At 74.6% G+C, this 22127-nt stretch carries 21 protein-coding genes; 12 read left to right on the top strand and 9 right to left on the bottom strand.

What is annotated here, in order from left to right:
- Positions 1 to 33: 33 nt before the first annotated feature.
- Positions 34 to 891, top strand: coding sequence for an NAD-dependent epimerase/dehydratase family protein (locus Cph01nite_RS11755; protein ID WP_203674381.1), 858 nt, complete (start codon positions 34 to 36; stop codon positions 889 to 891).
- Between the two features lie 50 nt (positions 892 to 941).
- Here Cph01nite_RS11755 and Cph01nite_RS11750 read toward each other — a convergent pair whose 3' ends face one another.
- Entirely contained in the window at positions 942 to 1490 is a 549-nt protein-coding gene (locus Cph01nite_RS11750) for a TetR/AcrR family transcriptional regulator (protein ID WP_203674379.1), read from the bottom strand.
- 83 nt (positions 1491 to 1573) lie between these two features.
- On the opposite strand from Cph01nite_RS11750, the gene Cph01nite_RS11745 reads away from it, so the two are divergent.
- Entirely contained in the window at positions 1574 to 2497 is a 924-nt protein-coding gene (locus Cph01nite_RS11745; RefSeq protein ID WP_203674377.1) for a ketopantoate reductase family protein, read from the top strand.
- Between the two features lie 33 nt (positions 2498 to 2530).
- Here Cph01nite_RS11745 and Cph01nite_RS11740 read toward each other — a convergent pair whose 3' ends face one another.
- Positions 2531 to 3463, bottom strand: a complete 933-nt coding sequence (locus tag Cph01nite_RS11740; RefSeq protein ID WP_203674375.1) for an SDR family NAD(P)-dependent oxidoreductase — start codon at positions 3461 to 3463, stop codon at positions 2531 to 2533.
- Positions 3460 to 3894, bottom strand: a complete 435-nt coding sequence (locus tag Cph01nite_RS11735) for an NAD(P)-dependent oxidoreductase (protein ID WP_203674373.1) — start codon at positions 3892 to 3894, stop codon at positions 3460 to 3462. The genes Cph01nite_RS11740 and Cph01nite_RS11735 overlap by 4 nt, the downstream gene beginning before the upstream one ends.
- A 56-nt stretch (positions 3895 to 3950) precedes the next feature.
- On the opposite strand from Cph01nite_RS11735, the gene Cph01nite_RS11730 reads away from it, so the two are divergent.
- The gene (locus Cph01nite_RS11730) at positions 3951 to 4517 is read left to right on the top strand and encodes a TetR/AcrR family transcriptional regulator (protein ID WP_203674371.1); all 567 of its coding nucleotides are present in this window, start codon (positions 3951 to 3953) and stop codon (positions 4515 to 4517) included.
- A 49-nt stretch (positions 4518 to 4566) separates the two neighbouring features.
- On the opposite strand, the gene Cph01nite_RS11725 is transcribed toward Cph01nite_RS11730, so the two are convergent.
- On the bottom strand, positions 4567 to 5799 hold the full coding sequence (locus Cph01nite_RS11725; RefSeq protein WP_203674369.1) for a GNAT family N-acetyltransferase: 1233 nt from the start codon (positions 5797 to 5799) through the stop codon (positions 4567 to 4569).
- Positions 5800 to 6191: 392 nt separating this feature from the next.
- Between Cph01nite_RS11725 and Cph01nite_RS11720 the strand changes: the two genes are divergently transcribed.
- The 3 genes from Cph01nite_RS11720 (at position 6192) to Cph01nite_RS11710 (ending at position 13122) form a co-directional block, all read left to right on the top strand.
- Positions 6192 to 10478: a DUF7933 domain-containing protein gene (locus Cph01nite_RS11720; RefSeq protein ID WP_203674367.1), complete on the top strand. Its 4287-nt coding sequence runs from the start codon at positions 6192 to 6194 to the stop codon at positions 10476 to 10478.
- Positions 10479 to 10602: 124 nt separating this feature from the next.
- Complete coding sequence (locus Cph01nite_RS11715) at positions 10603 to 12126, top strand: SpaH/EbpB family LPXTG-anchored major pilin (protein WP_203674365.1); 1524 nt, start codon at positions 10603 to 10605, stop codon at positions 12124 to 12126.
- Positions 12127 to 12246: 120 nt separating this feature from the next.
- Positions 12247 to 13122, top strand: coding sequence for a class C sortase (locus Cph01nite_RS11710; RefSeq protein ID WP_203674363.1), 876 nt, complete (start codon positions 12247 to 12249; stop codon positions 13120 to 13122).
- 49 nt (positions 13123 to 13171) lie between these two features.
- On the opposite strand, the gene Cph01nite_RS11705 is transcribed toward Cph01nite_RS11710, so the two are convergent.
- Together Cph01nite_RS11705 and Cph01nite_RS11700 are read right to left on the bottom strand one after the other, a co-directional pair.
- On the bottom strand, positions 13172 to 13369 hold the full coding sequence (locus Cph01nite_RS11705; protein WP_203674361.1) for a hypervirulence associated TUDOR domain-containing protein: 198 nt from the start codon (positions 13367 to 13369) through the stop codon (positions 13172 to 13174).
- Positions 13370 to 13459: 90 nt separating this feature from the next.
- Entirely contained in the window at positions 13460 to 14650 is a 1191-nt protein-coding gene (locus Cph01nite_RS11700; RefSeq protein ID WP_239069226.1) for a glycosyltransferase, read from the bottom strand.
- A gap of 184 nt (positions 14651 to 14834) precedes the next feature.
- On the opposite strand from Cph01nite_RS11700, the gene Cph01nite_RS11695 reads away from it, so the two are divergent.
- The gene (locus Cph01nite_RS11695; protein WP_203674357.1) at positions 14835 to 15719 is read left to right on the top strand and encodes a UbiA family prenyltransferase; all 885 of its coding nucleotides are present in this window, start codon (positions 14835 to 14837) and stop codon (positions 15717 to 15719) included.
- A 28-nt stretch (positions 15720 to 15747) separates the two neighbouring features.
- Complete coding sequence (locus Cph01nite_RS11690) at positions 15748 to 17160, top strand: phytoene desaturase family protein (RefSeq protein WP_203674355.1); 1413 nt, start codon at positions 15748 to 15750, stop codon at positions 17158 to 17160.
- Positions 17161 to 17232: 72 nt separating this feature from the next.
- Here Cph01nite_RS11690 and Cph01nite_RS11685 read toward each other — a convergent pair whose 3' ends face one another.
- The gene (locus Cph01nite_RS11685; protein WP_203674354.1) at positions 17233 to 17562 is read right to left on the bottom strand and encodes a transcriptional regulator; all 330 of its coding nucleotides are present in this window, start codon (positions 17560 to 17562) and stop codon (positions 17233 to 17235) included.
- A gap of 7 nt (positions 17563 to 17569) precedes the next feature.
- Complete coding sequence (locus Cph01nite_RS11680) at positions 17570 to 18025, bottom strand: hypothetical protein (protein ID WP_203674352.1); 456 nt, start codon at positions 18023 to 18025, stop codon at positions 17570 to 17572.
- A 182-nt stretch (positions 18026 to 18207) separates the two neighbouring features.
- Between Cph01nite_RS11680 and Cph01nite_RS11675 the strand changes: the two genes are divergently transcribed.
- Complete coding sequence (locus tag Cph01nite_RS11675) at positions 18208 to 18651, top strand: OsmC family protein (protein WP_203674350.1); 444 nt, start codon at positions 18208 to 18210, stop codon at positions 18649 to 18651.
- A gap of 68 nt (positions 18652 to 18719) precedes the next feature.
- On the opposite strand, the gene Cph01nite_RS11670 is transcribed toward Cph01nite_RS11675, so the two are convergent.
- Positions 18720 to 19598 carry an expansin EXLX1 family cellulose-binding protein gene (locus tag Cph01nite_RS11670; RefSeq protein WP_203674348.1) on the bottom strand — a complete coding sequence of 293 codons (879 nt, stop codon included), beginning with the start codon at positions 19596 to 19598 and terminating at the stop codon, positions 18720 to 18722.
- A 146-nt stretch (positions 19599 to 19744) separates the two neighbouring features.
- Here Cph01nite_RS11670 and Cph01nite_RS11665 point away from each other — a divergent pair, with 146 nt between their 5' ends.
- Genes Cph01nite_RS11665 through Cph01nite_RS11655 form a run of 3 tightly spaced genes read left to right on the top strand, consistent with a single transcriptional unit; the run spans position 19745 to position 22070 of the window.
- The gene (locus Cph01nite_RS11665) at positions 19745 to 20863 is read left to right on the top strand and encodes an alcohol dehydrogenase catalytic domain-containing protein (RefSeq protein WP_203674346.1); all 1119 of its coding nucleotides are present in this window, start codon (positions 19745 to 19747) and stop codon (positions 20861 to 20863) included.
- Positions 20860 to 21615: a 3-oxoacyl-ACP reductase FabG gene (gene fabG / locus Cph01nite_RS11660; protein WP_203674344.1), complete on the top strand. Its 756-nt coding sequence runs from the start codon at positions 20860 to 20862 to the stop codon at positions 21613 to 21615. The genes Cph01nite_RS11665 and fabG overlap by 4 nt, the downstream gene beginning before the upstream one ends.
- Positions 21612 to 22070 carry a MaoC family dehydratase gene (locus Cph01nite_RS11655; protein WP_203674342.1) on the top strand — a complete coding sequence of 153 codons (459 nt, stop codon included), beginning with the start codon at positions 21612 to 21614 and terminating at the stop codon, positions 22068 to 22070. Before fabG ends, Cph01nite_RS11655 begins: the two co-directional genes overlap by 4 nt.
- Positions 22071 to 22127: the final 57 nt, after the last annotated feature.

The following is a 22127-nucleotide window of genomic DNA, read 5'->3' as shown; positions in this document are numbered from 1 at the left end:
CGCACGCAGCCCGGAGCCGGTGGAGGGCGGCGCATGAGCCGCGTCGTCGTGACCGGCGGGAGCGGCAAGCTCGGGCGCGCGGTCGTCGAGCACCTGGCGACGCACAGGTACGACGTGGTCAACGTCGACACCGCTCCGCCGCCGGAGGGTCAGAGGGCGCTCTTCACCCGGGTCGACCTGACGGACCTCGGCCAGGTGACCGAGGCGCTGACCGGCATCGACGACCGGTACGACGGCGTCGACGCGGTCGTCCACCTCGCCGCGATCCCGGCGCCGGGCCTGCGGCCGAGCGGCGCGACCTTCGCGCACAACGTCGTCGCCACCCACCACGTGTTCAGCGCCGCCCGCCGCGCCGGCATCCGGAACGTCGTGTGGGCCTCCAGCGAGACCGTCCTCGGGCTCCCGTTCGACACGCCGCCGCCGTACGTCCCGGTCGACGAGGAGTACGCCGTCCGCCCGGAGAGCACCTACTCGCTCGGCAAGGCGGTCGAGGAGGAGATGGCCCGGCACTTCGCCCGCTGGGACCCCGAGCTCAAGCTCATCGGCCTGCGGTTCTCCAACGTGATGGAGCCGGGCGACTACGCCGCGTTCCCGGGCTTCGCGGCCGACCCGCGCAGCCGCATCTGGAACCTGTGGGGCTACATCGACGCCCGCGACGGCGCGCTCGCGGTGCGGCTGGCGCTCGAGAGCGACCTGCGCGGCTTCGAGGCGTTCATCATCGCCTCGCCCGACACGGTGCTGGAGCGGCCCTCGGCGGAGCTCGTCGCCGAGTACCTCCCGGACGTCCCCGTGACCCGCCCGCTCGAGGGCCGCGAGACGCTCCTGTCCATCGACAAGGCACGTCGCCTCCTGGGCTACGACCCGCAGCACACCTGGCGCGACGAGGTCTGAGGCGCGGTCCCCTCGCGGCGGCCGGCGCGCGACGAGCCGCCACGGGAGGGTCAGGCGGCTCTCAGCCCCGCGAGCAGCAGCTCCACGGCAGCACGCGCCTCCGACGCCCAGTGCGGCCGGTCGGTGGCCGAGCCGATGCCGTGCAGCACGATCATGACCGCGCCGACGGGGACGTCGTCGCGGATCGTGCCGTCGCCCGCCGCGCGGGTGAGCAGGTCGGCGACCGTCGACTCGAGCGCGTTCCCGCCGTCGGCCTGCACCGCCGGGTCCACGACGGCGGCGAGCGTGCGCGCCAGGCCGCCGTGCGCCACCACGTACTCCACGAAGGCGCGCAGGAGGGCGGCGAGGTTCTCGGCGGCGGACCGCGCCGGGTCACGCGCCTCGTCGCAGAGCGCCGCCACCTCCCCCTCGTACACGGCCGCGGCCAGCGCCTCCCGCGTCGGGAAGTGCCGGTAGAGCGTCCCCACCCCCACGCCGGCACGTGCCGCGAAGTCGTCGAAGCGCAGCTGCTCGTCACGGTCGAAGACGTCGCGTGCGGCCGCCACGATCGCCTCGCGGTTGCGGCGTGCGTCCGCGCGCAGCGCACGTCCTTCGGCCACGGCGCACCCTCCCGTTGACAAGTGGAGACCGTCTCCATATCTTGTCAAACGGAGACGGGCTCCATCTTAGGGAAGGGGTCGTCATGCGCGTCCTGATGTTCGGCCGTGGCGTGATCGCGACGATCTACGGCCGCGTGCTGCACGCCGCCGGGCACGACGTCGAGTTCTACGTGCGCCCGGGTCGTGCGGCGGAGTACGGCGACGAGGTGCAGCTCGACTGGATCGACGGACGTCGCGGACCGATCGGCCGGCGGGTGCGCGAGTCGTTCCGGACCACGTTGCGCGAGTCCGTCGGGCCGGACGACGGCGTCGACCTGGTCGTGCTCAGCGTCGGGCACCACCGCCTCGCCGAGGCCGCCGCGTTCCTCGCTCCTCGGCTCGGCTCTGCGACGGTGCTGGTGTTCGGCAACCTCTGGGACGAGCCGCTCGCCGCCGTCGCACCGCTCCCGGCCGACCGCCTCGTCCTCGGGTTCCCGCAGGCGGGCGGCGGCTTCGGGGAGGACGGCGTCCTCTCGGCGGCGCTGCTGCCCGCCGTCGTCATCGGCACGACGGCCGGCGGCCCGAGCCGGCGCGAGCAGGAGGTGATCGCGGCGTTCCGCCAGGCGGGCCTGAGCATCCGGCAGGAGGGGGACATGCGCGGGTGGCTGTGGATCCACTTCGCCGCCGACGCCGGCATGTTCGCCCAGGCGCTGCGCAGCGGTTCGCTGGCGGCCATGATCGGCGACCGTCGGGCGTTCGCCGAGGCGTTCCTCACGACGCGCGAGCTGCTGCCCCTCCTCGAGGCCCGGGGCGTCGACCTCCGCCGGCACCGAGCGGCCGTGCTGCCGTTCCGGCTGCCCCGGCTGGTCGCCCCCGCGATCGGCTGGGCGACCGCGCACGTCCCGATCGCGCGCAGGAGCCTCGCGGCCCACACCGACCCGCACGCCGCGGAGGCGCGCGCCGTCCTGGCCGACACGCGGGCCGTGGCGCGCCGGCTCGGCGTCCCCACCCCGCGCCTCGTGGGGTGAGCGGGCACCCCGAGCGGGCGGCCCCGGCTCGGGTCAGCGGTCGAACCACCGGGCACTCACGTCGTGCAGCCGCTGCTGCACTGCTGCGTCGTGGGAGACGTCGGGCGTCGTCGCCACCCTCTCGCGGTGGTAGTAGCGGCCGGTGACGCCCGCCAGCGCGGGGTCCGTGGCCAGCCGCAGCGCGGCGGCGGCGCCGTCGCGGGGCGTCAGCAGGGCCCGGCGGATCAGCGGGCCGAGCGGACGCAGGGCCGGCGGGACGACGTCGTCGATGATGCCGGTGGCCACGATGCCCGGGTGCACCGAGTTCACCGTGACGCCGTGGGGCCGCAGGAGGCGCGCGACGTGGTAGCCGCTGGTGACGGTGAGGAGCTTCGCGCGCGCGTACGCCTCGAAGGCGACGAAGCCGTCGGCCGGGTTGAGCAGGGTGAGGTCCGCGAGGTGCGCGGGGTCGAGGCGGGGCGGGCGGGCGCGGCCGACGACCTTGACCTGCCGGGTGTCGTTGAGGGTGTCGGACGCGACGTGGACGACGCGCGCGGCGGCAGCGACGAGGTTCTCCTGCAGCAGGTGGGTGAGCCCGAAGCCGGCCAGGTAGTCCACCGCGACGTGCCGCTCGACCCCGTCGGGGGTCAGCCGCCTGTCGGGGAAGTGCGCGCCGGCGTTGTTGACCAGCAGGTGCACCTGCGCGTGGCGTCGGCCGATCGCCGCGGCCGCGTCGACCACGCCCTGGCGCAGGGACAGGTCGGCCTGGACGACCTCGAGGCCGGCGTGGGCGCCGACGGTCTCCCGCAGCAGGCGCTCGGTGCGCGGCGCGTCCCGCGCGACGGCCACGACGTGCGCGCCTGCGCGGGCCAGCTCGTCGACGACGACCCGGCCCATGCCCCCGCCGGCCCCGGTGACGACCGCCACCTGCCCCGTGAGGTCCGCACCGACGACGGGGTCGGCGGCGCGCGTGCGCCGGGCGTTCACGCGGCGATCCGCGGGTAGGCGCGCACGTGGCGCGGGTCCTCGACCTCGTCGACGAGGAAGTCGGCGAGGTCGGCACGCCCGACGGAGGTCCACAGGCGCACCGGCAGGTGGTCGGAGACCCGGTACCTCCCGGTCGCGGGGACGGTGGCCGCCATGGCGTCGGTGCACACGGAGGTCGGGGCCTTCGCCGCCCCGCCCAGGGCGCTGACCACCGCATCGGCGCCGTCCAGCGCGGCGGACAGTGTCGCCGCGTCGTGGACGTCCGGCCACTCCACCTCCTGCAGGCCGGCGGCGGGTGCGAGCGACCCGGACCGGCGCACCAGGGCGGTGACGTGGTGGCCCCGGCCCACGGCCGTCGAGACCACCAGGCGGCCGGTGGCCCCGGTCGCCCCCAGGACGACGATCCTCTGCTGTGCGACAGTTTGTCTCATAGCTGCAGGGTGACACCCGCGGCGCTCTGAGTCAAGATGTCTCATAGGATCGTCGGATGGTGCCCACCCACGACGACCCCCGGTACCTCCGCAGCCGTGAGGCGATCGTCGCCGCCGCCCGCGAGGTGCTGCTGACGCACGGACCCGGGGCCCTCACGCACGCCCGCGTCGCCGAGCAGGCGGGGATCGCACGCGCCACCGTCTACCGCCACTGGCCGCGCAGCGACCAGCTCCTCTCCGAGGCGATGGCCACGGTGCCGATGCCGTTCTTCGACGCGCCCGCCAGCCCCACGCGCGACTGGCTGGTCCGTGAGCTGACCACGTTGGCGCAGCAGCTCGGCCACCACGACGTCCGCGTGGTCGCGACCACCCTGGCGAGCGCCGCGTTGTGGGAGGACGACATGGACGCCCGCCGCGCACGCTTCGCCGACCTGCTCGCGAGCCGGCTGGCCGACGCCCTCGACGACGCCCGGGCGCGGGGCGAGGTCGACCTGCACACCGATCCCCGCGACGCCGCCGCCCTGGTGATCGGCCCCCTGTACTACCGGGCGACCATCGAGCGCGGCACCACCGACGAGCACGTCGTCGCGACCCTCGTCGACGGCCTGGGTCGGTGGCGGTGACCGGCCGCCGACCGCCGCTCAGCAGCCCCGCGCGCCCGGCGGAACGAGGTCACCAGGGCAGGTAGTAGGTGAGCAGGTCGGCGGTGAGGGGCGGGAACAGGGCGCCGTAGAAGTCGGCGTCCGGCGCGTAGACGTCGGGGTGGAGCCGCTCGAGGCCCTGGATGCCGAGCTGCCCGAGGAGCAGCGCGGGCAGGAGGTCCGGGGCCACGCCCGCGCCGCCGGCGACCCCGGGCGACTGCATCGGACCGCCGACCTCGACGCGGCCGAGCCCGGCGTCCGCGGTCCACGGCAGCCGGTAGTGGCGGCCGAACGTCGAGATCACGACGTCCCGGCCGAGCCCGGCGGCGCGCAGGCGCGCCGTGAGCACCGGTCGCAGCGCGTCCAGGACCAGCTCGGGGCGCTCCAGCCGTGCGTAGTACTGCGTCGCGTCGGTCCCGCCGGGCTCGAGGTGCTCCGCCCACGCACGTCCCGGCGTCGTGAGCGGCCGGTGCACGATCGTCAGCGGCTCGCCGAGCCCGCGCAGGCCGTCGAGCAGGTCGTGCGCGGCCGTCGCGTCCGCCGCGGCCGCCTCCGCGACGAGCAGGCCCTCGTCCGGTGGGCCCGTCCGCGCCGACGCGACGACCACGCCGTCGCGCTCGAGGACCCGCGTCGTGCTGCCCTCGTGCGCGAGCAGCCAGCCCCAGCGCTCCTGCGGGTGGGGCATCGCCACGTCGTACGGGGCCTGCGCCTCCTGCTGGAGCGCGACGAGCGCCGGGACGTCCGCGGGCGTCGCTGCGCGCAAGATCGACCCGGCCGGCGCCCCTCCGCGGGCCGGGGCCGGGTCGACGGGCGGGCTCGCCGGCGGGCGCGACTCCCGCAGCGCCCGCGCCCGGGGGATGTCGATCGCGTACTCGTACCCGAACAGCCGGTAGAAGTACGGGATCCCGATCATGACCTGGAGCAGGTGACCGCGGTCGCGCGAGCGGTCGTGGGCCCAGCCCATCAGGGCGCGGACCAGGCCCCGGCCCTCGTACCCCGTGGCGGTGGCCACCAGCTCGACCTGCCCCGCCGGGAGCACGACGTCGCCGACCCGGACCGTCTCGTCGAGGAGCGTCGCGGTCGAGACCACGCGCTCACCGTCGACCACGACGGCGCACGCGTCCCAGCCGAGCCCGCCCTCCACGACGAGCCGGTGGTCCAGCGCGTCCGGCTCCTCGCCGCGCTCGACGAGCAGCGCCGCGATCTGGTCGAGGTCGGCAGGTCGGGCCGTACGGAGCTCGAGACCACCGGGCAGCGTCGTCATGGTCCGCAGCCTCGCCCGCCCTGCGGTGCCGCGTCCAGCCGTTTGCGCGCCCGTCGACCCGGGACCACCACCTATCGGCCCGAATCGGATATGTCCGTAGAATTCCTGACAGAGAGGAACTGTCCACTATCTGGATTCACCCGATGCAATTTCTGCCCGTGGTCGTGACGGCCCGCCGATCATGTGGTGACATGAGTCATCGGCACGTCCGACATTGATTCGGATGATGTTGCAGACAAGGGTGGCACCCCTGAGTGCACATCTCCATGTCGTCGGTCGTGCGCTCTCCCACAAGTGCGCCACGGTCGGGTTGACCACGCGTTCCGGGGGGGCCGCAGGTGATCTTTCGCTCAGCCGGCGGCGCGCGCCACAATGCAGTCCGCCGTATCGGAATGGGCGCGGCAGCAACCGCAACAATCGTCGTCCTGGCATTGAACGGCGCCGCCCCTGGCGCGTCGGCCGCGAGCATCACGCCCACGGACGCACCCGAGCCCGCCGCGTCGTCGTCTCCGGACCCGTCTCCCACGACGACCGCCCCGACCCCCGAGCCGACCCCACGGCCGGCGCCGCAGGACGGCGAGCAGACGCCACCGAGCGCCACCGCACCGGTCACGGAGACGACCGGTCCCGAGCCGGACGTCCTGGGGCCGACCGTCACCGGACCGACCGACACCGAGCCGAGCGATCCCGGGCCGACCGACACCGAGGAGCCCGTGCCGGGACCGAGCTCGCCGCAGGCCGCGTCCGCCTTCGCGGCGCCCTCCGACGTGTCGATCCTCGCGGCGGGAGTCCCCGAGGCGCCCACGCAGCTCTGGCTCGAGGACTTCGAGCCGAGCACGACGCCGGCGCAACTCGGCACCTACGCCTCGAGCCGGTTCACCGCGACGTCCTTCTGGCTGAACTACTCCGGCTGCAACGGCGTGATCGTGAACTACACGACGACGTTCCCGTCGAGCGGCTTCTGCGGCTCGTCCCTCGACGTCGTGCCCCGCAACCAGACGCGCCGCCTGGCCGACGTCCTGGGCCAGCTCCGCCTCGGGGTCGTCGGCAGCACGAGCAACACCACGCCGGTCAACGGCTCCACGTCGGGCGCCGCCGGGTCCCAGGCCAACCGGGCGGTCGCCGGGCTGACGATGACGAGCCTCCTGGAGCCGGGCAACCAGACGGTCGTCGAGTCGACCGCGCCGGTCGGCCTGACCGCCACGGCCGATCGCTACTACGCGGCGTCCGTCGACGTGGCCGAGGACGCGTGCTCCGCCCGGTTCCTCGGGATCAACAACAACTCGCGCCTCGACGTCGCGCTCGTCGTCGGCGGGACGGCGTCGCCCCTGACCGCGTCGCCGATCATCGCCTGCAACGTCACCGGGGGGCGCTACACCTCGCCCGCCCTGACGAGCGGGTTCGGCTCCGAGACCGCCGTGCGCGCGGGGCGGTTCTTCACGGACAGGGCGGTCCGGCTCACCCCCGCACAGGCCGCGCAGGCGCGGATCCGGGTGAGCAACCAGGTCTCCGCCGCCGAGGGCAACGACTTCGCGTTCGACAACCTGCGGATCGTCGACGCGACGCCGAGCCTCGACAAGGCGTTCGCCACAGGCGTCGGCACGGCCGGCGCACCGACGACCCTGACGTTCACGGTCACGAACACGAGCGAGCTCGCGGCCAAGACCGACTGGAACTTCACCGACGCCCTGCCCACGGGTCTCGTCGTCGCCCCGACGCCGGCGGTCGGCGGCACGTGCGCGAACGTCACCGGGGCGGCCTTCACCGTGCAGGCCGCCGCGGGAGCGACCTCGATCGTCGTCACCGGGGGTGACCTCGCCAGCGGGGCGGTGAGCTGCACGGTCACCGTGAACGTGGTGGCGACCGCCCCCGGGACCTACGTCAACGGCCCGGCCAACGTCACCACCGTGCTCGTGCCCCCGGAGAGCGCGACCTTCGTCGCCGAGGCCCCGGCCCGCCTCACGATCCGGAAGAACGTGACTGCCCGGGCCGCGGTCGGCGACCAGTTCCGCCTGGCGCTGAGCCTCGGCGCGACGGAGGTCGCGACCGCCACCACGACCGGCGCCACCACCGGGCTGCAGGCCGCGCAGGTCGGGCCCGTCGACGTCACCCGCGGGAGCGTCTACACGATCTCGGAGACCATCGTCTCCGCGGCGACGCTGAACACCTACACGACGAGCTACCAGTGCCTGCGCGGCACGACCACGATCGCCACCGGCACGTCGGTCTCCGGTCCGATCACCATCCCGGACGAGGCGGGCGCCGAGATCGTCTGCACGTTCACGAACACCCCGCAGACGGCGTCGCTGTTCTGCGACGGCACCTACTACTACGCCGTCCGCGCCAACGGGTCGATCGCCCAGGTCAACGCCACGAGCACCGCCGCGCCGGCGCAGCTCGTCGGCGCCGTGACCGGTGCGACCGACGTCAACGCGCTCGGCGTGAACGGCGACGGCACGCGCGCGGTCGCCATCGACCGCACGGGGACCAACGCCGTCAGCGCCAGCGGGGTCGTGAACTACACGGTCGTCGGCGGCGCGCTGCAGGGCACCCGCACGGCCCTCACCGCGGCCCAGGGCGCGTTCCTCGACCGCTCCGGCGCGGCGCTCGACGGCACGATCGTCGCCGGTGCGGTCGACCCCATCGACGGCCGGCTGATCGTGGGCAAGTCGGCGACCGGGTCGGTGCGGCTGTGGGAGTACACCCCGGCAGCCCTCACCAACGGCAGCCGGTTCCTCTACCTCGGACAGGTGACGACGGGCACCGCGACGGGTGAGAACGGCGACGCCTCCTTCGACGCGCAGGGCAACCTGCACATCGTGCTGGCCGCGGCCGACTCGAGCAGCGTCGGCATGTTCAGCGTCACCCGGGAGTCGCTCCTCGCCGCGTCGGGCGGCACGATCCCGGCCAGCGCCACCGTCCGCCGTGCGCTCGCCGGCACGGACGCGGGGGCCGCCCTGACGGCGGTCAACGGCATGGCCTTCTCGCCGACCGGCACCGTCTACCTCGGCAACGCGACGTCCGCGTACCAGTTCGACCCCGTGACCTGGGTGCGCATCCCCAACAGCCCGCGCGCCACCATCGGCACGACGGCTCCGAACACCGCCACCGACCTCGCCGGCTGCGCCTCGCCGTCGACGATCTCCCTCGAGAAGAACGTCGCCGGCAGGCTGAACGCCGCCGACCAGTTCCGGCTCGCGCTGTCGAGCGGGTCCCCGCTCGTCGAGGCGTCCGTGGCGACCACGAGCGGGTCGGCCACGGGCGTGCAGGCCGCGCGCGTGGGACCCACCCCCGTGCAGATCAACACGACCGTCACGATCTCCGAGACGATGGCCGCGGGCTCGGTGTCGCCGCTGACCTCCTACACCTCCGTCTACGAGTGCTGGGCGGACGGCGTCCGCATCTTCACGGGGACGACCAAGTCCGCCACGATCACGATCCCGAACCGGCTGAGCGTCGGTGTCGCGTGCACCTTCACCAACTCCCCGGCGCCGTTCGCGACCGTGCGGGTGACCAAGGTCGTCGAGGACTGGAGCGGCGCCAACCGCACGCCCACCCCCGGGTGGACGACGACGACCACGGCGACCGCCAACGCCGGCAGCGTCGTGACCGTCCTGCCCGCGCGGGACCCGTCCCAGGTCACCGGTGCGGACGGGTCCGCGACCTGGCAGGTGCTCTTCGGTGCCGCGTCCCACCGCGGCCGCGTGACCGTGGCCGAGACGGCGCAGGCCGGGTTCCGGTACCAGAGCCTGGTGTGCACGGTGAACGGCACGACCGCGGCCACCACCGTCACGACCGTCGGCACCCAGGTCCGGGGCGTGGTCGACGTCGACGTCGCACCGGGCGGCGCCGTCGACTGCGTCTTCACCAACCGGCCGGTCGCGACGCTCTCGCTCGTCAAGAACGTCTCCTTCGGGACCGCGACGCCGTCGCAGTGGCAGCTCGCCGCCACGCGCAACCTGGCCACGGCACTCCCGGGGCCCAGCGGCGCCGGCGGCAGCGGCGCCGTCACCGCGGTGACCGTGTCGGCCGAGACCCCCTACCGGCTCTCGGAGGCGGGCGGACCCGCGACCTACGTGCAGGTCGGGGGCTGGGCGTGCGTCACCACGTCCGGGAGCACCGTGACCGTCACCGCCGCGGGGGACGTGACCCTGGCCCGCGGGACCGACGTGACCTGCACCGTCACGAACGCGACCGCCGCGCTGACCCTGCTGAAGAACGTGCAGAGCCCCTCGACGGGGTTCGTGCCCGCCACCTGGAACCTGACGGCGACACCGGCCCCGCTGGCCGGGTTGACCGCGACGACCGTGAGCGGCGCGGACTTCGCGCCCCTCGGCAACCCGGCCAGCACGTTCCCCGTCCGGCCCGGGCACGGCTACACCCTGAGCGAGGCGCTCGCGCAGAGCGGGACGCGCCTCGCCTACCAGCAGCTGCGCCTCGAGGTGCGGCAGCCGGACGGCAGCTGGTCCCCGGTGACCTCTCCGACCATCACGGCCCCGGCGGCCGGGCAGACCGCGGTCTACCGGTTCGTCAACGCCCCCGTCCTGCCACCCGCGCTACCGCTCACCGGCGGGACGAGCAGCGACGCGTTCCTCGCCGCCGGGCGGGCACTGCTGGTGCTCGCGATCGCGATCGCGGTCTGGCAGCGACGTCGCCGCAGGGGAGGGAGCGTGACGTGACCCGTTGACGACCGACCCGCTCCCGACCACCCGTCCTCTCCGACCATCCACTCCTTCCCGACCACGCACTCCTTTCCGACCACCACCACGTAGCACCACTTCTCACCGATGACAGGAGCCACACATGTCCAGGTCCTTCACCAGGTGGTTCACCGCCGCGATCGGCGCCTTCGTCCTGGCCGCCGGTGCGGCGATGGTCGCCGTCGCCCCCGCGCAGGGGGTCACCCTGCCCGGCAACATCGACCCCGACCAGCCGCGCAGCCTCACGGTGCACAAGTTCGCGCTGGGTCCGGCCAACGGCCAGGTCGCCGGCACGGGTCAGGAGCTCCCCTCCACCGCCGGCCTCGGCACGCCGCTGCCCGGTGCCGTCTTCACCGCGACGCAGGTCGCCGGGGTCGACCTCACCACGCCCGAGGGCTGGACGATCGCGAACAACCTGACCCCGCAGACGGCGTCGACGCGGCTGACCGGCACGCCCTTCACGTCGACCCCGTCGGCGGCGAACGGCACCGCGACCTTCCCGACCGGCATGCCGCTCGGCCTGTACTACGTGCAGGAGACGGTCCTGCCCGCGGACGCCACCAACCCGACGGCGCCGTTCCTCGTCTCGCTGCCGCTGCCGACGGGCCCCGTCGGCGCCCCGGCGAACCAGTGGATCTACGACGTGCACGTCTACCCGAAGAACGCCGTCACCGAGACGACGAAGACGCGTGTCCCCGCTCCCGCGAACTCCGCGGAGGCGCGCAACCCCGACCTCATCCGCTGGTCGATCGCCGCGAGCATCCCGACGCTCGCCGCGGGTGACACGATCAGCACGTTCACCCTCACCGACACCGTCCCGGACGCGCTGGTGTTCCCCGACACCCTGCCCGTGGGTGTCTCGCCGTCGACCGTCACGGTGACGAACTCCGGAGGCGTGGCGCAGAGCTTCGTCGAGGGCGTGGACTACACGATCACGAACACGGCCGCGACGTCGACGACGCAGGCGACCTCGGTGCTCACCTTCACCACCGCGGGCCTGACCCGGCTCACCGGTCTGCAGGGGGGCCTGGTGTCGTTCAACGTGCTGACCCGTGCCGTGTCGATCCCGCCGAACGGCGTGATCACCAACACGGCGACGGCCAACGTCAACGGCGCGACGGAGACGGTGACGGGCTCCAGCCCGATCGGTCAGCTGACGGTGTTCGCGTTCGAGAGCAACACCGGCGGCCCGCGCACCCCGCTGGCCGGTGCGGTCTACCAGGTGTACCTGAACCAGAACGACGCGAACAACCAGCAGAACCCGGTCTCGGTCAACGGCACGTCCAGCTGGACGACCGACGCCACCGGGTTCGTCGCGATCCCCATCATCACGCCCGGCAACTACTACGTGCGTGAGATCACCCCGCCCGCCGGCTTCAACCTGCCGCAGACCAACCCGGTCCAGACCGTCGTCGTCGCAGGTCTGACGTCCACGGTCGCGCCGGTGCAGAACTACGTCGAGTTCAACCACACCCAGGTCTCGGCGGCGAACTTCCTGCTGCCGTACACGGGTGGCGACGGTGGTCTGTGGTTCGGGATCGGTGGCGGTGCGCTCCTGGCGATCGCCCTCGGTGCCGCGTTCCTCGTGGCTCGTCGGCGTCAGGCCGCCGAGCTCGCGTCCGCGTAGTCCGACGTGATGAGGACGAAGGCGGGGCGCCTTTCGGGGCCCCCGCCTTCGTCGTCCCCGGACATGCGCGGGACGACGAGCCGCACACGCCGGACAAAGGGCACGGAAGAGCGATGGCGCATGCCGTGGATCTCGCTCCTCATCGCCGTGATCGCCGTGCTGGGCGCCGGCCTGCTGATGTTTCCCACCATCGTGTCCTGGTTCAGCCAGTACGAGCAGTCGCAGCGCATCGACGACCTGAACGCGGACGTCGCCGACCTCGGCTCGGCGACCCTGCAGGACGAGCTCGACCGCGCCCGCAGGTACAACGAGGACCTCGTCGGCGGAGGGGCGAGCGTCGTCGCGAACGGGCGCCTGCCGGTGGCCGACGAGCCGGACCAGGCGGGCGAGTACGAGAGCATCCTGCGCGCCGACCGGACCGGCCTGATGGCCCGCCTCAAGATCCCGGCGATCAACGTCGACCTGCCCGTCTCGCACGGCACGAGCGGGCCCGTGCTCGAGCACGGCGTCGGGCACCTCGAGGGCACCGCCCTGCCGGTGGGCGGGGCCTCCACCCGCTCCGTCCTGACGGCCCATCGCGGCCTGGCGACCGCGGAGCTGTTCACGCACCTCGACCGGGTGAAGGTGAAGGACACCTTCGTCCTCGAGGTGTTCGGGGAGGTCCTGACCTACCGCGTCATCGACACCCGCGTCGTCGAGCCCACGGACGGCGAGAGCCTGTTCCCGGTCGAGGGGCGGGACCTGGTGACCCTCGTGACCTGCACCCCTCTCGGCGTGAACAGCCACCGCATCCTGGTCACGGGCGAGCGCGTCATCCCCACGCCGCAGGACGATCTCGACGGCGCCGGTGAGAGCCCGGAGATCCCGACCTTCCCGTGGTGGGTCCTCGTCGCCACCGGCGTGCTCGTCACCGCCGGCGTGTACGTCTGGCTGTCGGGACGGCCCCGCGCTCGTCCCGACGTCGCCACGGCCGGCTCGGAGCCGCCGGGGTCGTGACGCCGACGACGAGGTCGTTGGCGGGATCCGTCGACTCGGGGTGGGGCGGTCACGCCACGGTGAGGCTCGACTCCTTGTGGGCGGCCCGGGCGCCCGTCTTCTCCGACTCGACGATCCAGTACGGCTCGTCGTCCGACGCCCGGAACTGCTGGCCCTCGAAGGTGAAGTCGCTGGTCCGGCGCTCGACGGTGGTGCCCACCGTGCGGCCCTGCGAGGTGTTCCAGTGCACCTTCTGACCCTTGCGCATGGCCTCGACGCTACGCGGCCGGTCCCCCGCACGCGCGTCGACGCCGGCCCCGGTGGCGGCGGACGGCAGCCGTCGGCTCCCGGGGTGTCGTCACAGCGACGCGAGCACGTCGAGCGCGGCCCCCAGGCCGTCCTCCTGACGCATCGCCGCACCGACCTCGGCAGCCCGCTCCTGGCAGGCGAGGGCGTCGGTGATCGCGCGCGTGAGGACCTCGGCCGTCAGCCGCCGGACCGGGACCGGGCGCGCGGCGACGCCCCGCCGGTGCAGCTGGGCGCCCCAGAACGGCTGGTCCGCGGTGACCGGCACGACGACCGCGGGGACGCCCGCCCGGGCGACGTCGTGCGTGGTACCGGCGCCGCCGTGGTGCACGGCCAGCGCGGCTCCCGGCAGCACGGTGTCGAACGGCGCGGACGGCACCGCCAGCACGTCGGGGCCGCGGCAGTCGTCGGGCAGCGCCAGCCCGCCCCACCCGGTGAGCAGGAGCACGCGCAGGCCGTGGGCCCGCGCGCCCGTGACGACCGCCCGCGCGCGGGCCTCGGCGCCCCCGACGGCCATGGAGCCGAAGGACGCGACGACGTGCCCGCCGCCGTGCACGAACTCCGCCACGACGGCGTCGACCGGTGCCGTGCGCGACGCGCCGTGCCACGACCCGGTGAGGTGGACGTGCGGCGGCCAGTCCCGCGGCCGCGGCAGCAGCTGCGGGCTCACGGCCATGAGCGTCGCCCGCGACGGCGTCCGCGACGCCGGACGGCGACCGCCCGGGAGCCGCGCCGCGGCCCGGGCGACGTCGGCGTCGAAGACCCGTGCGGCGGCGCGCGGGACGGCGTACGTGGCCCGGTTGTGGCGGCCCAGGTCACGGGTGGCGGTCGGGCCGCCCGCGGCCGGGAACTGGCTCGACGGCGTCGCGACGGGCGCGAGCTCCACGAGCACCCGGGGCACGCCCAGCGCGTCCGCCGCCATGGGGGCGGACAGGATCAGCGGGTGGTGCACCACGACCTCCGGCGCGAACGCCACGGTCGCCTCCACCGCGGCGGCGAGCATCCGCCGCATCGCGGGCCGCACCTCCCCCCGCAGGTGGCGCGCGATCCCCCACGGCGTGCGGTCCGGCGCTGCGAGCAGCCGGCGGAAGTCCACGTCGAGGCCGACGGTGTCCACCCCGGGCGGCGTGCCGACGTCGTCGGGCAGCCCCAGCCGGACCTCGTGGCCCTGCGCGGCGGCGTGCCGGGCCAGGGCCAGGAACGGCTCGACGTCGCCCCGGGACCCGGCCGTCAGCAGCATCATCCGCACCCGCCCAGTCTGCCCCCGTCACGCCCACCGACCTGCCGCCTCCGGCCCGGCCGGCCCCGTGCCACCCGACCGGGCGGGGCGCCGAGGGCCGGGTTATATTCAGCCGCCAGGTCGGCATCCGACGGGCGGCCGGTCGCCCCGGCCGGGGTCGGACGGGACGAGCGCGAGGAGTGACGGCATGCGCGAGCTCGGCCCGACCCCGCACGCCCGGACCGGCTCGGTGGTCGGGCGGCTCGTGCACATCTCGCGCCCCGTCCTGTGGATCAACACCATCGGCACCGGCGTCGTGGGCGTCTGGCTCACCGGCGCCCTCATGGACGTGCGCGCCCTGCCCGTCCTGCTGTGGCTGACCCTGCCCTTCAACCTGCTGATCTACGGCGTCAATGACATCTACGACCAGGAGACGGACGCGGCCAACCCTCGCAAGGGCTCGCTCGAGGGCGCGCGGATCAGCCCGTCGGAGGTCCAGCTGATCGCCTGGGCCGTCGCCGTGGTCAACCTCCCGTTCCTCGTCTACTTCGCGCTGGCCCTGCCGCCAGCGGCGATCGGGGCGATCCTGCTGTACGCGTTCGTGTTCGTCTTCTACTCCGCGACGCCGCTGCGGTTCAAGGCCGTGCCGTTCGTCGACTCGCTCAGCAACGCCGCGTACGCGCTGCCGCTGGTCATCATGCCGCTCGCGCTGGGTGTCGCGCCCGTGTGGCCCGCGGCCGTCGGGCTCATGACGTGGAGCGTCGCCAAGCACGCGTTCGACGCGGTGCAGGACATCGTCGAGGACCGCGAGGCGGGCATCACGACGACCGCGGTGCGGCTGGGGCCGCGGGGCGTGGCGCTGTGGAGCGGCGCCTGGTGGGTGCTGTCGTCGGCACTCTTCGCCCAGGTCAGCGTGCCCGTGGCGGTGGTGAGCCTCCTCATCGCCGGCGTCCTCGTCGTCCGGCTCCTGCGCGACCCGACGCCCGGGACCGGCCACCGCCTCTACCCGTTGTCGGTCGCCTACCCGTACCTCGCGGGGTCCGTCGCCGGCGTGCTGCTCGTCGTCGGCATCTTCTTCGGGCGCTACCCGTGAGCGCCGCACGACCGGCCGGGTGGCACGCGTGAAGCGCGTCGTCGTCGTCGGCGGCGGGCTCGGCGGGCTCGCCGCCGCCGCGCTGCTCGCGCGGGCCGGGCACCGGGTGACGCTGCTCGAGGCGTCGGGCGAGCTGGGGGGCAAGAGCCGCCGGGTGGTGCTGGGCGGCGAGCGGATCGACACCGGGCCGTCGCTGGTGACGTTCCCGGCGGTCTGGGACGAGCTCCTGCGGCGGCTCGGCGACGACGCCGGGACGGACTCCGGGAGCGGCCGGCTCGACCTCGTGCGGATGCCCGAGGTCGGCCGGTACTACTACCGGGGCGAGGAGACCGTCCTGCCCGTCGCGCACGACCACCCCTGGTACCCGGCCTGGCGCCGTTTCTGCGACCTGCACGCACCGCTCGCGGACGACGTGGCGGCCCTGCTGCTCACCGATCCCCTCGAGCTGGCGTCGCTCCCGGCGCCGCGGCGACTGCTCGGCGTGTACGGGTCGCGCCTGACCACCCGCGCCTACCTCGACGGGCTCACCTGGCTGCCCGAGGGCCTGCGCGACATCCTCGCGATCCACACGCTCAACGCGGGCGTCTCGCCCTCGCGCACCCCCGCGCTCTACGCCAGCATGCCGGCGATCATGGCCGAGACCGGCGTCTGGGCGCCGCGGGGCGGGGTGCACGAGATCGTGCTGGCGCTCGCCCGGCTGGCCGAGGCGGCCGGCGTGGACGTGTGCCGCGGCGAGACCGTCACGCGCATCGAGCGGGGCCGGGTCACCACCACCCTGGCGCAGCACCCCGCCGACCTCGTCGTGAGCGCCCTGGACGCCGACCGCCTGGCGCCGCTGGTCGGCCCGGCGCGGGCGCGCGGCCGTCGACGCTCGCTCTCGTGCTCGGCGGTCGCGGTGTACGGGGTGCTGCGCGAGGAGCTGCCCGCGAGCCTCGCCGCGCACAGCGTCGTGCTGCCGACACGGCCCGACGCCCTGTACCGCAGCCTCGAGGCGGGCGACGAGCCGGCCGACACCATGGCGTTCGTCAACCTGGGCCGCCCGGGCGAGGTCCACCCGAACCGGCGCAGCACCGTCGGCCTCCTGCTCACCGCCCCGGCCGACGGCGGGCGCTACACCCTGGACCACCCGTTCGTCCGCCGCGAGGTCGAGCGGATCTCGACCGCCCTCGGCCTCGACGCCCCGCTGACCGACCACCTCGACGAGCACGTCGTGCTCGATCCGCGGCACTACGGCACCTTCGGCGAGCCGCACGGCGCGCTGTACGGCGCGGCCCGTCCGCCGTGGCTGAGCGGGCCGCTCCACCGCCCGTCGTACAACGACCCGTGGCGGCCCTGGCTGTGGCGGGTCGGGGCGTCCGTGCACCCGGGCGGCGGCATCCCGGCCGTGCTGTCGGGCGCGATGATCGCGGTGCGACGGCTGCTGCGGGCGGCGCCCGCCTGAGGCGCCGTGCGCGTTGCCGCCCTGCCCGTCGGCGCGGCTGACCCCGCCCCGGTCCCGGCCGCTCCCGTGGCCTCAGCCGACGACACCCTGGGCGATGGCCCGCAGCTCGGCGACGTGCGCCGAGAAGGCACGCCGGCCCTCGTCCGTGAGCCGGAGCCAGGTCAGCCGGCGTGCGTCCGACCGGTGCGCGGACGCCGCCTTGCGGACGTCCACGAACCCAGCCTCCGCGAGCACCTTGAGGTGCTTGGACAGGGTGGCGTCGGAGACCTTGAGCGCATCGCGGACGACCGAGAACTCGACCTGCTCCGCCGCCGCGAGCAGCCCGCACACCCGCAGCCGGACGGGCGCGTGGATGACCTCGTCGAACCGGGGCGCGGCGTCGGGTGCGACGTCGTCCGCCACCGAACCGTCAGCGGACACGGTCGACGGCCCGGCGTCCGGCCGCGTCGAGCCGGCGCAGCAGCGCGTACGCCACCGCCCCGGCGGCCAGGACGGGCAGCGCCACCCACACGTGCAGACCGCCCGCGACGAGCCCGAACGAGACGCTGAGCAGCAGGAGCACGACGGCGAGCAGCGTGACGACGAGCCCGGCGCCCGCCACGCCGGCGCCCGGCAGCCGGACGCGCCGGCGCTGCTGGACGAGCACGGCCAGCACGAGGAGGGCTCCGCCGATCATCGAGACGGTCGGCGTGCGGTCCTCGCCGAGCAGCGGGACCGCGACATACGCGGCGGTGAGCGCAGCGACCGTGGGCACGTACCAGGACGGCGTCGTGGCGTGCCGCGCGAGCGTCGATCGGTCGCCCGCCAGGTCCGCGAGCAGCTCGCCCGCCCGCTGGGGGTCAGGGGCGGCAGAGTGAGTTTCCATGTCGGCAACTGTACTGTGACTTTCCGATCACGCAAGTGATCGATCGGATCCGGCGGATCGGGCGTTGACGCGCGGGTCAGGACGCCTGGCGATGCGGGGGCCGCCCTCTGGACGTCAGGCGGCGCGCGCACGAGACTTCCGGACGGAGCCCGGCCCGGTCGACGACGCAGGAGGCAGACCACGTGGAGTACACCGCCTCGGTCCGGAGCTCGTTCGGAACCCACCAGGTCGAGGTCACCGCGGGTGGGTCGCACCGGACGCTCGACGTCCCCGCGCGCGAGGGTGCACCAGGCTCGGCCGTCAGCGGCGGCGAGCTCCTCTTCCTCGCGCTGGCGACGTGCGCCATCAACGACGTCTACCGCGAGGCGGCCGCCCGGTCCCTGCCTGTGACCGCGGTCGACGTCCAGGTCTCCGGGTGGTTCGACGCCCCCGGCGCACCAGCGCGGGACGTGTCGTACCGCGTCGCCGTCGTGTCGCCGGCGCCCGAGGAGGACGTGCGCGCGCTCGTCGCGCACGTCGACGCGATCGCCGAGGTGCACGGCACGTTGCGCGGCGGCGTCGAGGTGCGGCTCGACGAGGTCCGGGTCAGCACTCCGGCGGACGAGGCCTCGGGCGCGCAGAGCTGAAGGGGATCCGGTCCGGGCTGCGCGCGTGAGGCGCCGTCGTCGTCGACCGCGACGGCTGGTCGCCGCTGTCAGTACAGACGTGCCGCGGTGGACTGCAGCACGCCCGGGGTCAGCGTGATGCCGTCGGCGACGGCGGACTGCCCGTGGACGTCGGTGACGCGGACGCGGTACGGACCGGCACCCGGGCTGCTCTCCAGGGTCCACCCCCAGAACTGCCGGGTGAGGGGACGGAACGCCCCGTCGCCGTCGGCGACCTCGACCAAGGCCACGGCGTTGCCCACGTTGTCGAGGTGCAGCCCCAGCCACCACTGCGAGGACCCGTCCTTGACCTTGACGTCCAGGCCGCCGGTGACCGGGGGGTTCCGCACCACGCGGGAGACGATCGGGACGACGCCCTTCACCGGGTCGTCGACCGCGGCGAACGCCTCGGCGCTGAGGTCCAGGTGGCCCGGCTCGCACTCGGGGCAGAGGTTGTCGATCTTCACCAGCACCGTGCCGCGCGCACCCGTCACCTCGACCCACGACCCGCAGGCGCGGCCATCGTCGAACAGCGCGGGGCCGGCGGCGGCCGTGTAGCCGTTAGCGGGGAAGGTCAGGGGCATGCACGCCCCGCCGGACCCGGCGGCCGTGTAGTAGGTGGCGACGCCGGTGACCGGGTCACCCAGGGTCGCCGGCGCGGCGGGTGCGGCAGGGCTCGGTGACGCCTCCGGGGCCGCCGCCGGCGTCGGTTCCGGGGTGGGCGTCGGGGTGCTGGTGGGTGCGGGCGTGCGGGTGGGCGTCGGGGTGGTCGGGGACGCCGAGGCCGATCTCGCCGCTGCGTGCTTGTCCGGCCGCGCGTCGGGTGCCGCGAGGGACGACGCGGACAGCGCCCCGAGGACGACCGCCACCGCCGCGAGGGCGGCGACCGCGGACCGTCGGACGACGCGCCCGACCGGCGAGTCGTTCATCGTGCCCTCCGGGTGCTGGACGAGTGGCGAACCGGACGTGACCCTGTCAGCGGCCCGGGGCCGAGGTCAACACTCTCGACATACCGGTCGGTCGGTATGCCAGGTAGGGTGAGCCGCGCAGTCAATGGCGTCGGCGGGAGGGTCGCATGGAGATCGTCGGGGCGGTGCTCGAACGGTCGGGCAGCCCGGCACCCTTCGCCGCGTCGCGGCCTTTCACGGTCTCGCGGCTCGAGCTCGACGACCCTGGCCCGGGCGAGGTGCTCGTCCGCATCGAGGCCGCGGGCGTGTGCCACTCCGACCTGTCCGTCGTCGACGGCAACCGCGTCCGCCCTACGCCCATGCTGCTCGGGCACGAGGCCGCCGGGATCGTCACCGCGCTCGGCGCCGGGGTGACGGACCTGTCGCCGGGCGACCGCGTCGTCCTCACGTTCCTGCCCCGGTGCGGCGACTGCCCCGGCTGCGCCACCGACGGACGCCTGCCCTGCGTGCCCGGCAGCGCGGCGAACGCGGCCGGGGCCCTGGTCGGCGGCGGCACCCGCCTGCACCGGGACGGCGCACCGGTACACCACCACCTCGGCGTCTCGGGGTTCGCGACGCACGCCGTCGTCAGCCGCACCTCGCTCGTGCGCGTGGATCCCGACGTCCCGCCGCAGGTCGCGGCGCTGCTCGGCTGCGCGGTGCTCACCGGCGGCGGGGCGGTCGTCAACGCCGGCCGGCCGCGGCCCGGCGAGCCCGTGGTCGTCGTCGGGCTCGGAGGCGTGGGGATGGCCGCGCTGCTCGTCGCCGTCGCGCTGGGGCACGACGTGATCGGCGTCGACACGGTGCCGGACAAGCTCGCCACCGCGCGGGACCTCGGCGCGGGCGTCGCGTGCACGCCGGCCGAGGTGGCCGAGCGGGGGCTGCGCGCGCCCGTCGTCGTCGAGGCCGCCGGGTCCGCGCGCGCGCTCGAGACCGCGTTCGCCGCCACCGCGCCCGGTGGCACGACCGTCACCGTCGGGCTCCCCTCCCCCGACGCGCGAGCCGCACTGTCCCCCCTGAAGCTGACCGCCGAAGCACGCACGGTCGTCGGCTCCTACCTCGGCTCCGCCGTGCCCGAGCGCGACATCCCCCGGTACGTCGACCTGTGGCGCGCCGGCCGGCTGCCGCTCGAACGGCTCGTGTCCTCGCACATCACGCTGCACGACCTCGACTCCGCCATGGACCGCCTCGCGGCCGGTGGCGAGCTCCGTCAGCTCCTCACGTTCGACGAAGGGACCACCCCGTGACAACACCTCGTACCGCCCTGGTGACCGGCGCCGCCCGGGGCATCGGCGCCGCGACCGCCCGCCGGCTCGCCGCCGACGGCCACCAGGTCGCCGTCCTCGACGTGCGCGAGGCCGACGCCGAGGCGACCGCCGCCGCGATCCGGGACGCCGGCGGGACCGCGCTCGCGCTGGGCGCCGACGTGGCGGACGAGGACGCGGTGACGGCCGCGGTCGCGCGCGTCGCGGACGAGCTGGGGCCGCCGACGATCGTCGTCAACAACGCGGGCATCCTGCGCGACAACCTGCTGTTCAAGATGACGGCCGACGACTGGGACGCGGTGCTGTCGGTTCACCTGCGCGGCGCGTTCCTCGTGAGCCGCGCCGTCCAGCAGCACCAGGTCGCCGCCCGGTGGGGGCGCGTGGTCAACCTGTCGAGCACGTCGGCGCTCGGCAACCGCGGCCAGGCCAACTACGCCGCCGCCAAGGCCGGCATGCAGGGGCTCACCAAGACACTCGCGATCGAGCTCGGGCCGTTCGGCGTCACCGTGAACGCCGTCGCGCCCGGCTTCATCGAGACCGACATGATGCGCGCCGTCGCCGAGCGCACCGGCATGCCCTACGACGACCTGCTGGCCGCCGCAGCCAAGGATGTCCCGGTGCGCCGGGTCGGCCAGCCCGAGGACGTCGCCGCCGCGGTGGCGTTCTTCTGCTCCGAAGACGCGTCGTACGTGTCCGGCCAGGTGCTCTACGTCGCCGGAGGGCCGCGCGCATGACCATCACCGTGACCTCGCCCGCGGACCTCGGCGATGCCGTGGGTCAGACCGCCACCGGGGAGTGGCGCGTCGTCGACCAGGACCGCGTGAACCTGTTCGCCGACGCGACCGACGACCACCAGTGGATCCACGTCGACCCCGCACGCGCCGCCGCCGAGTCGCCGTTCGGCGGGCCCGTCGCGCACGGATTCCTCACGCTGTCCCTGCTCCCCGCGCTGACCGACGGGCTGCTCGACGTGGGTGGGACCGCGATGGTCGTCAACTACGGGCTCGACCGCGTGCGGTTCCTCCAGCCCGTGCTCGCGGGGTCGCGTGTGCGGGCGAGCACGGTGGTCGAGAGCGCCGAGCCGACGGCGCAGGGTGTGCGGGTGTCGTCGACCGTGACTGTCGAGATCGAGGGGGCGCCGCGCCCGGCGCTCGTGGCGCAGACGATCGCGCTGTTCGTGCTCGCTTGACCACCGGGACGGTGACACTGCCTCGGCGGGGCCACCAATCTCACGAGACGCAACAAC

Source organism: Cellulomonas phragmiteti, from assembly GCF_016862775.1.
In the GTDB taxonomy this organism is placed as follows: Bacteria; Actinomycetota; Actinomycetes; order Actinomycetales; family Cellulomonadaceae; genus Cellulomonas; species Cellulomonas phragmiteti.
Note: the sequence above shows the minus strand (reverse complement) of the source record. Positions and strands in the feature narration are given on the sequence as shown.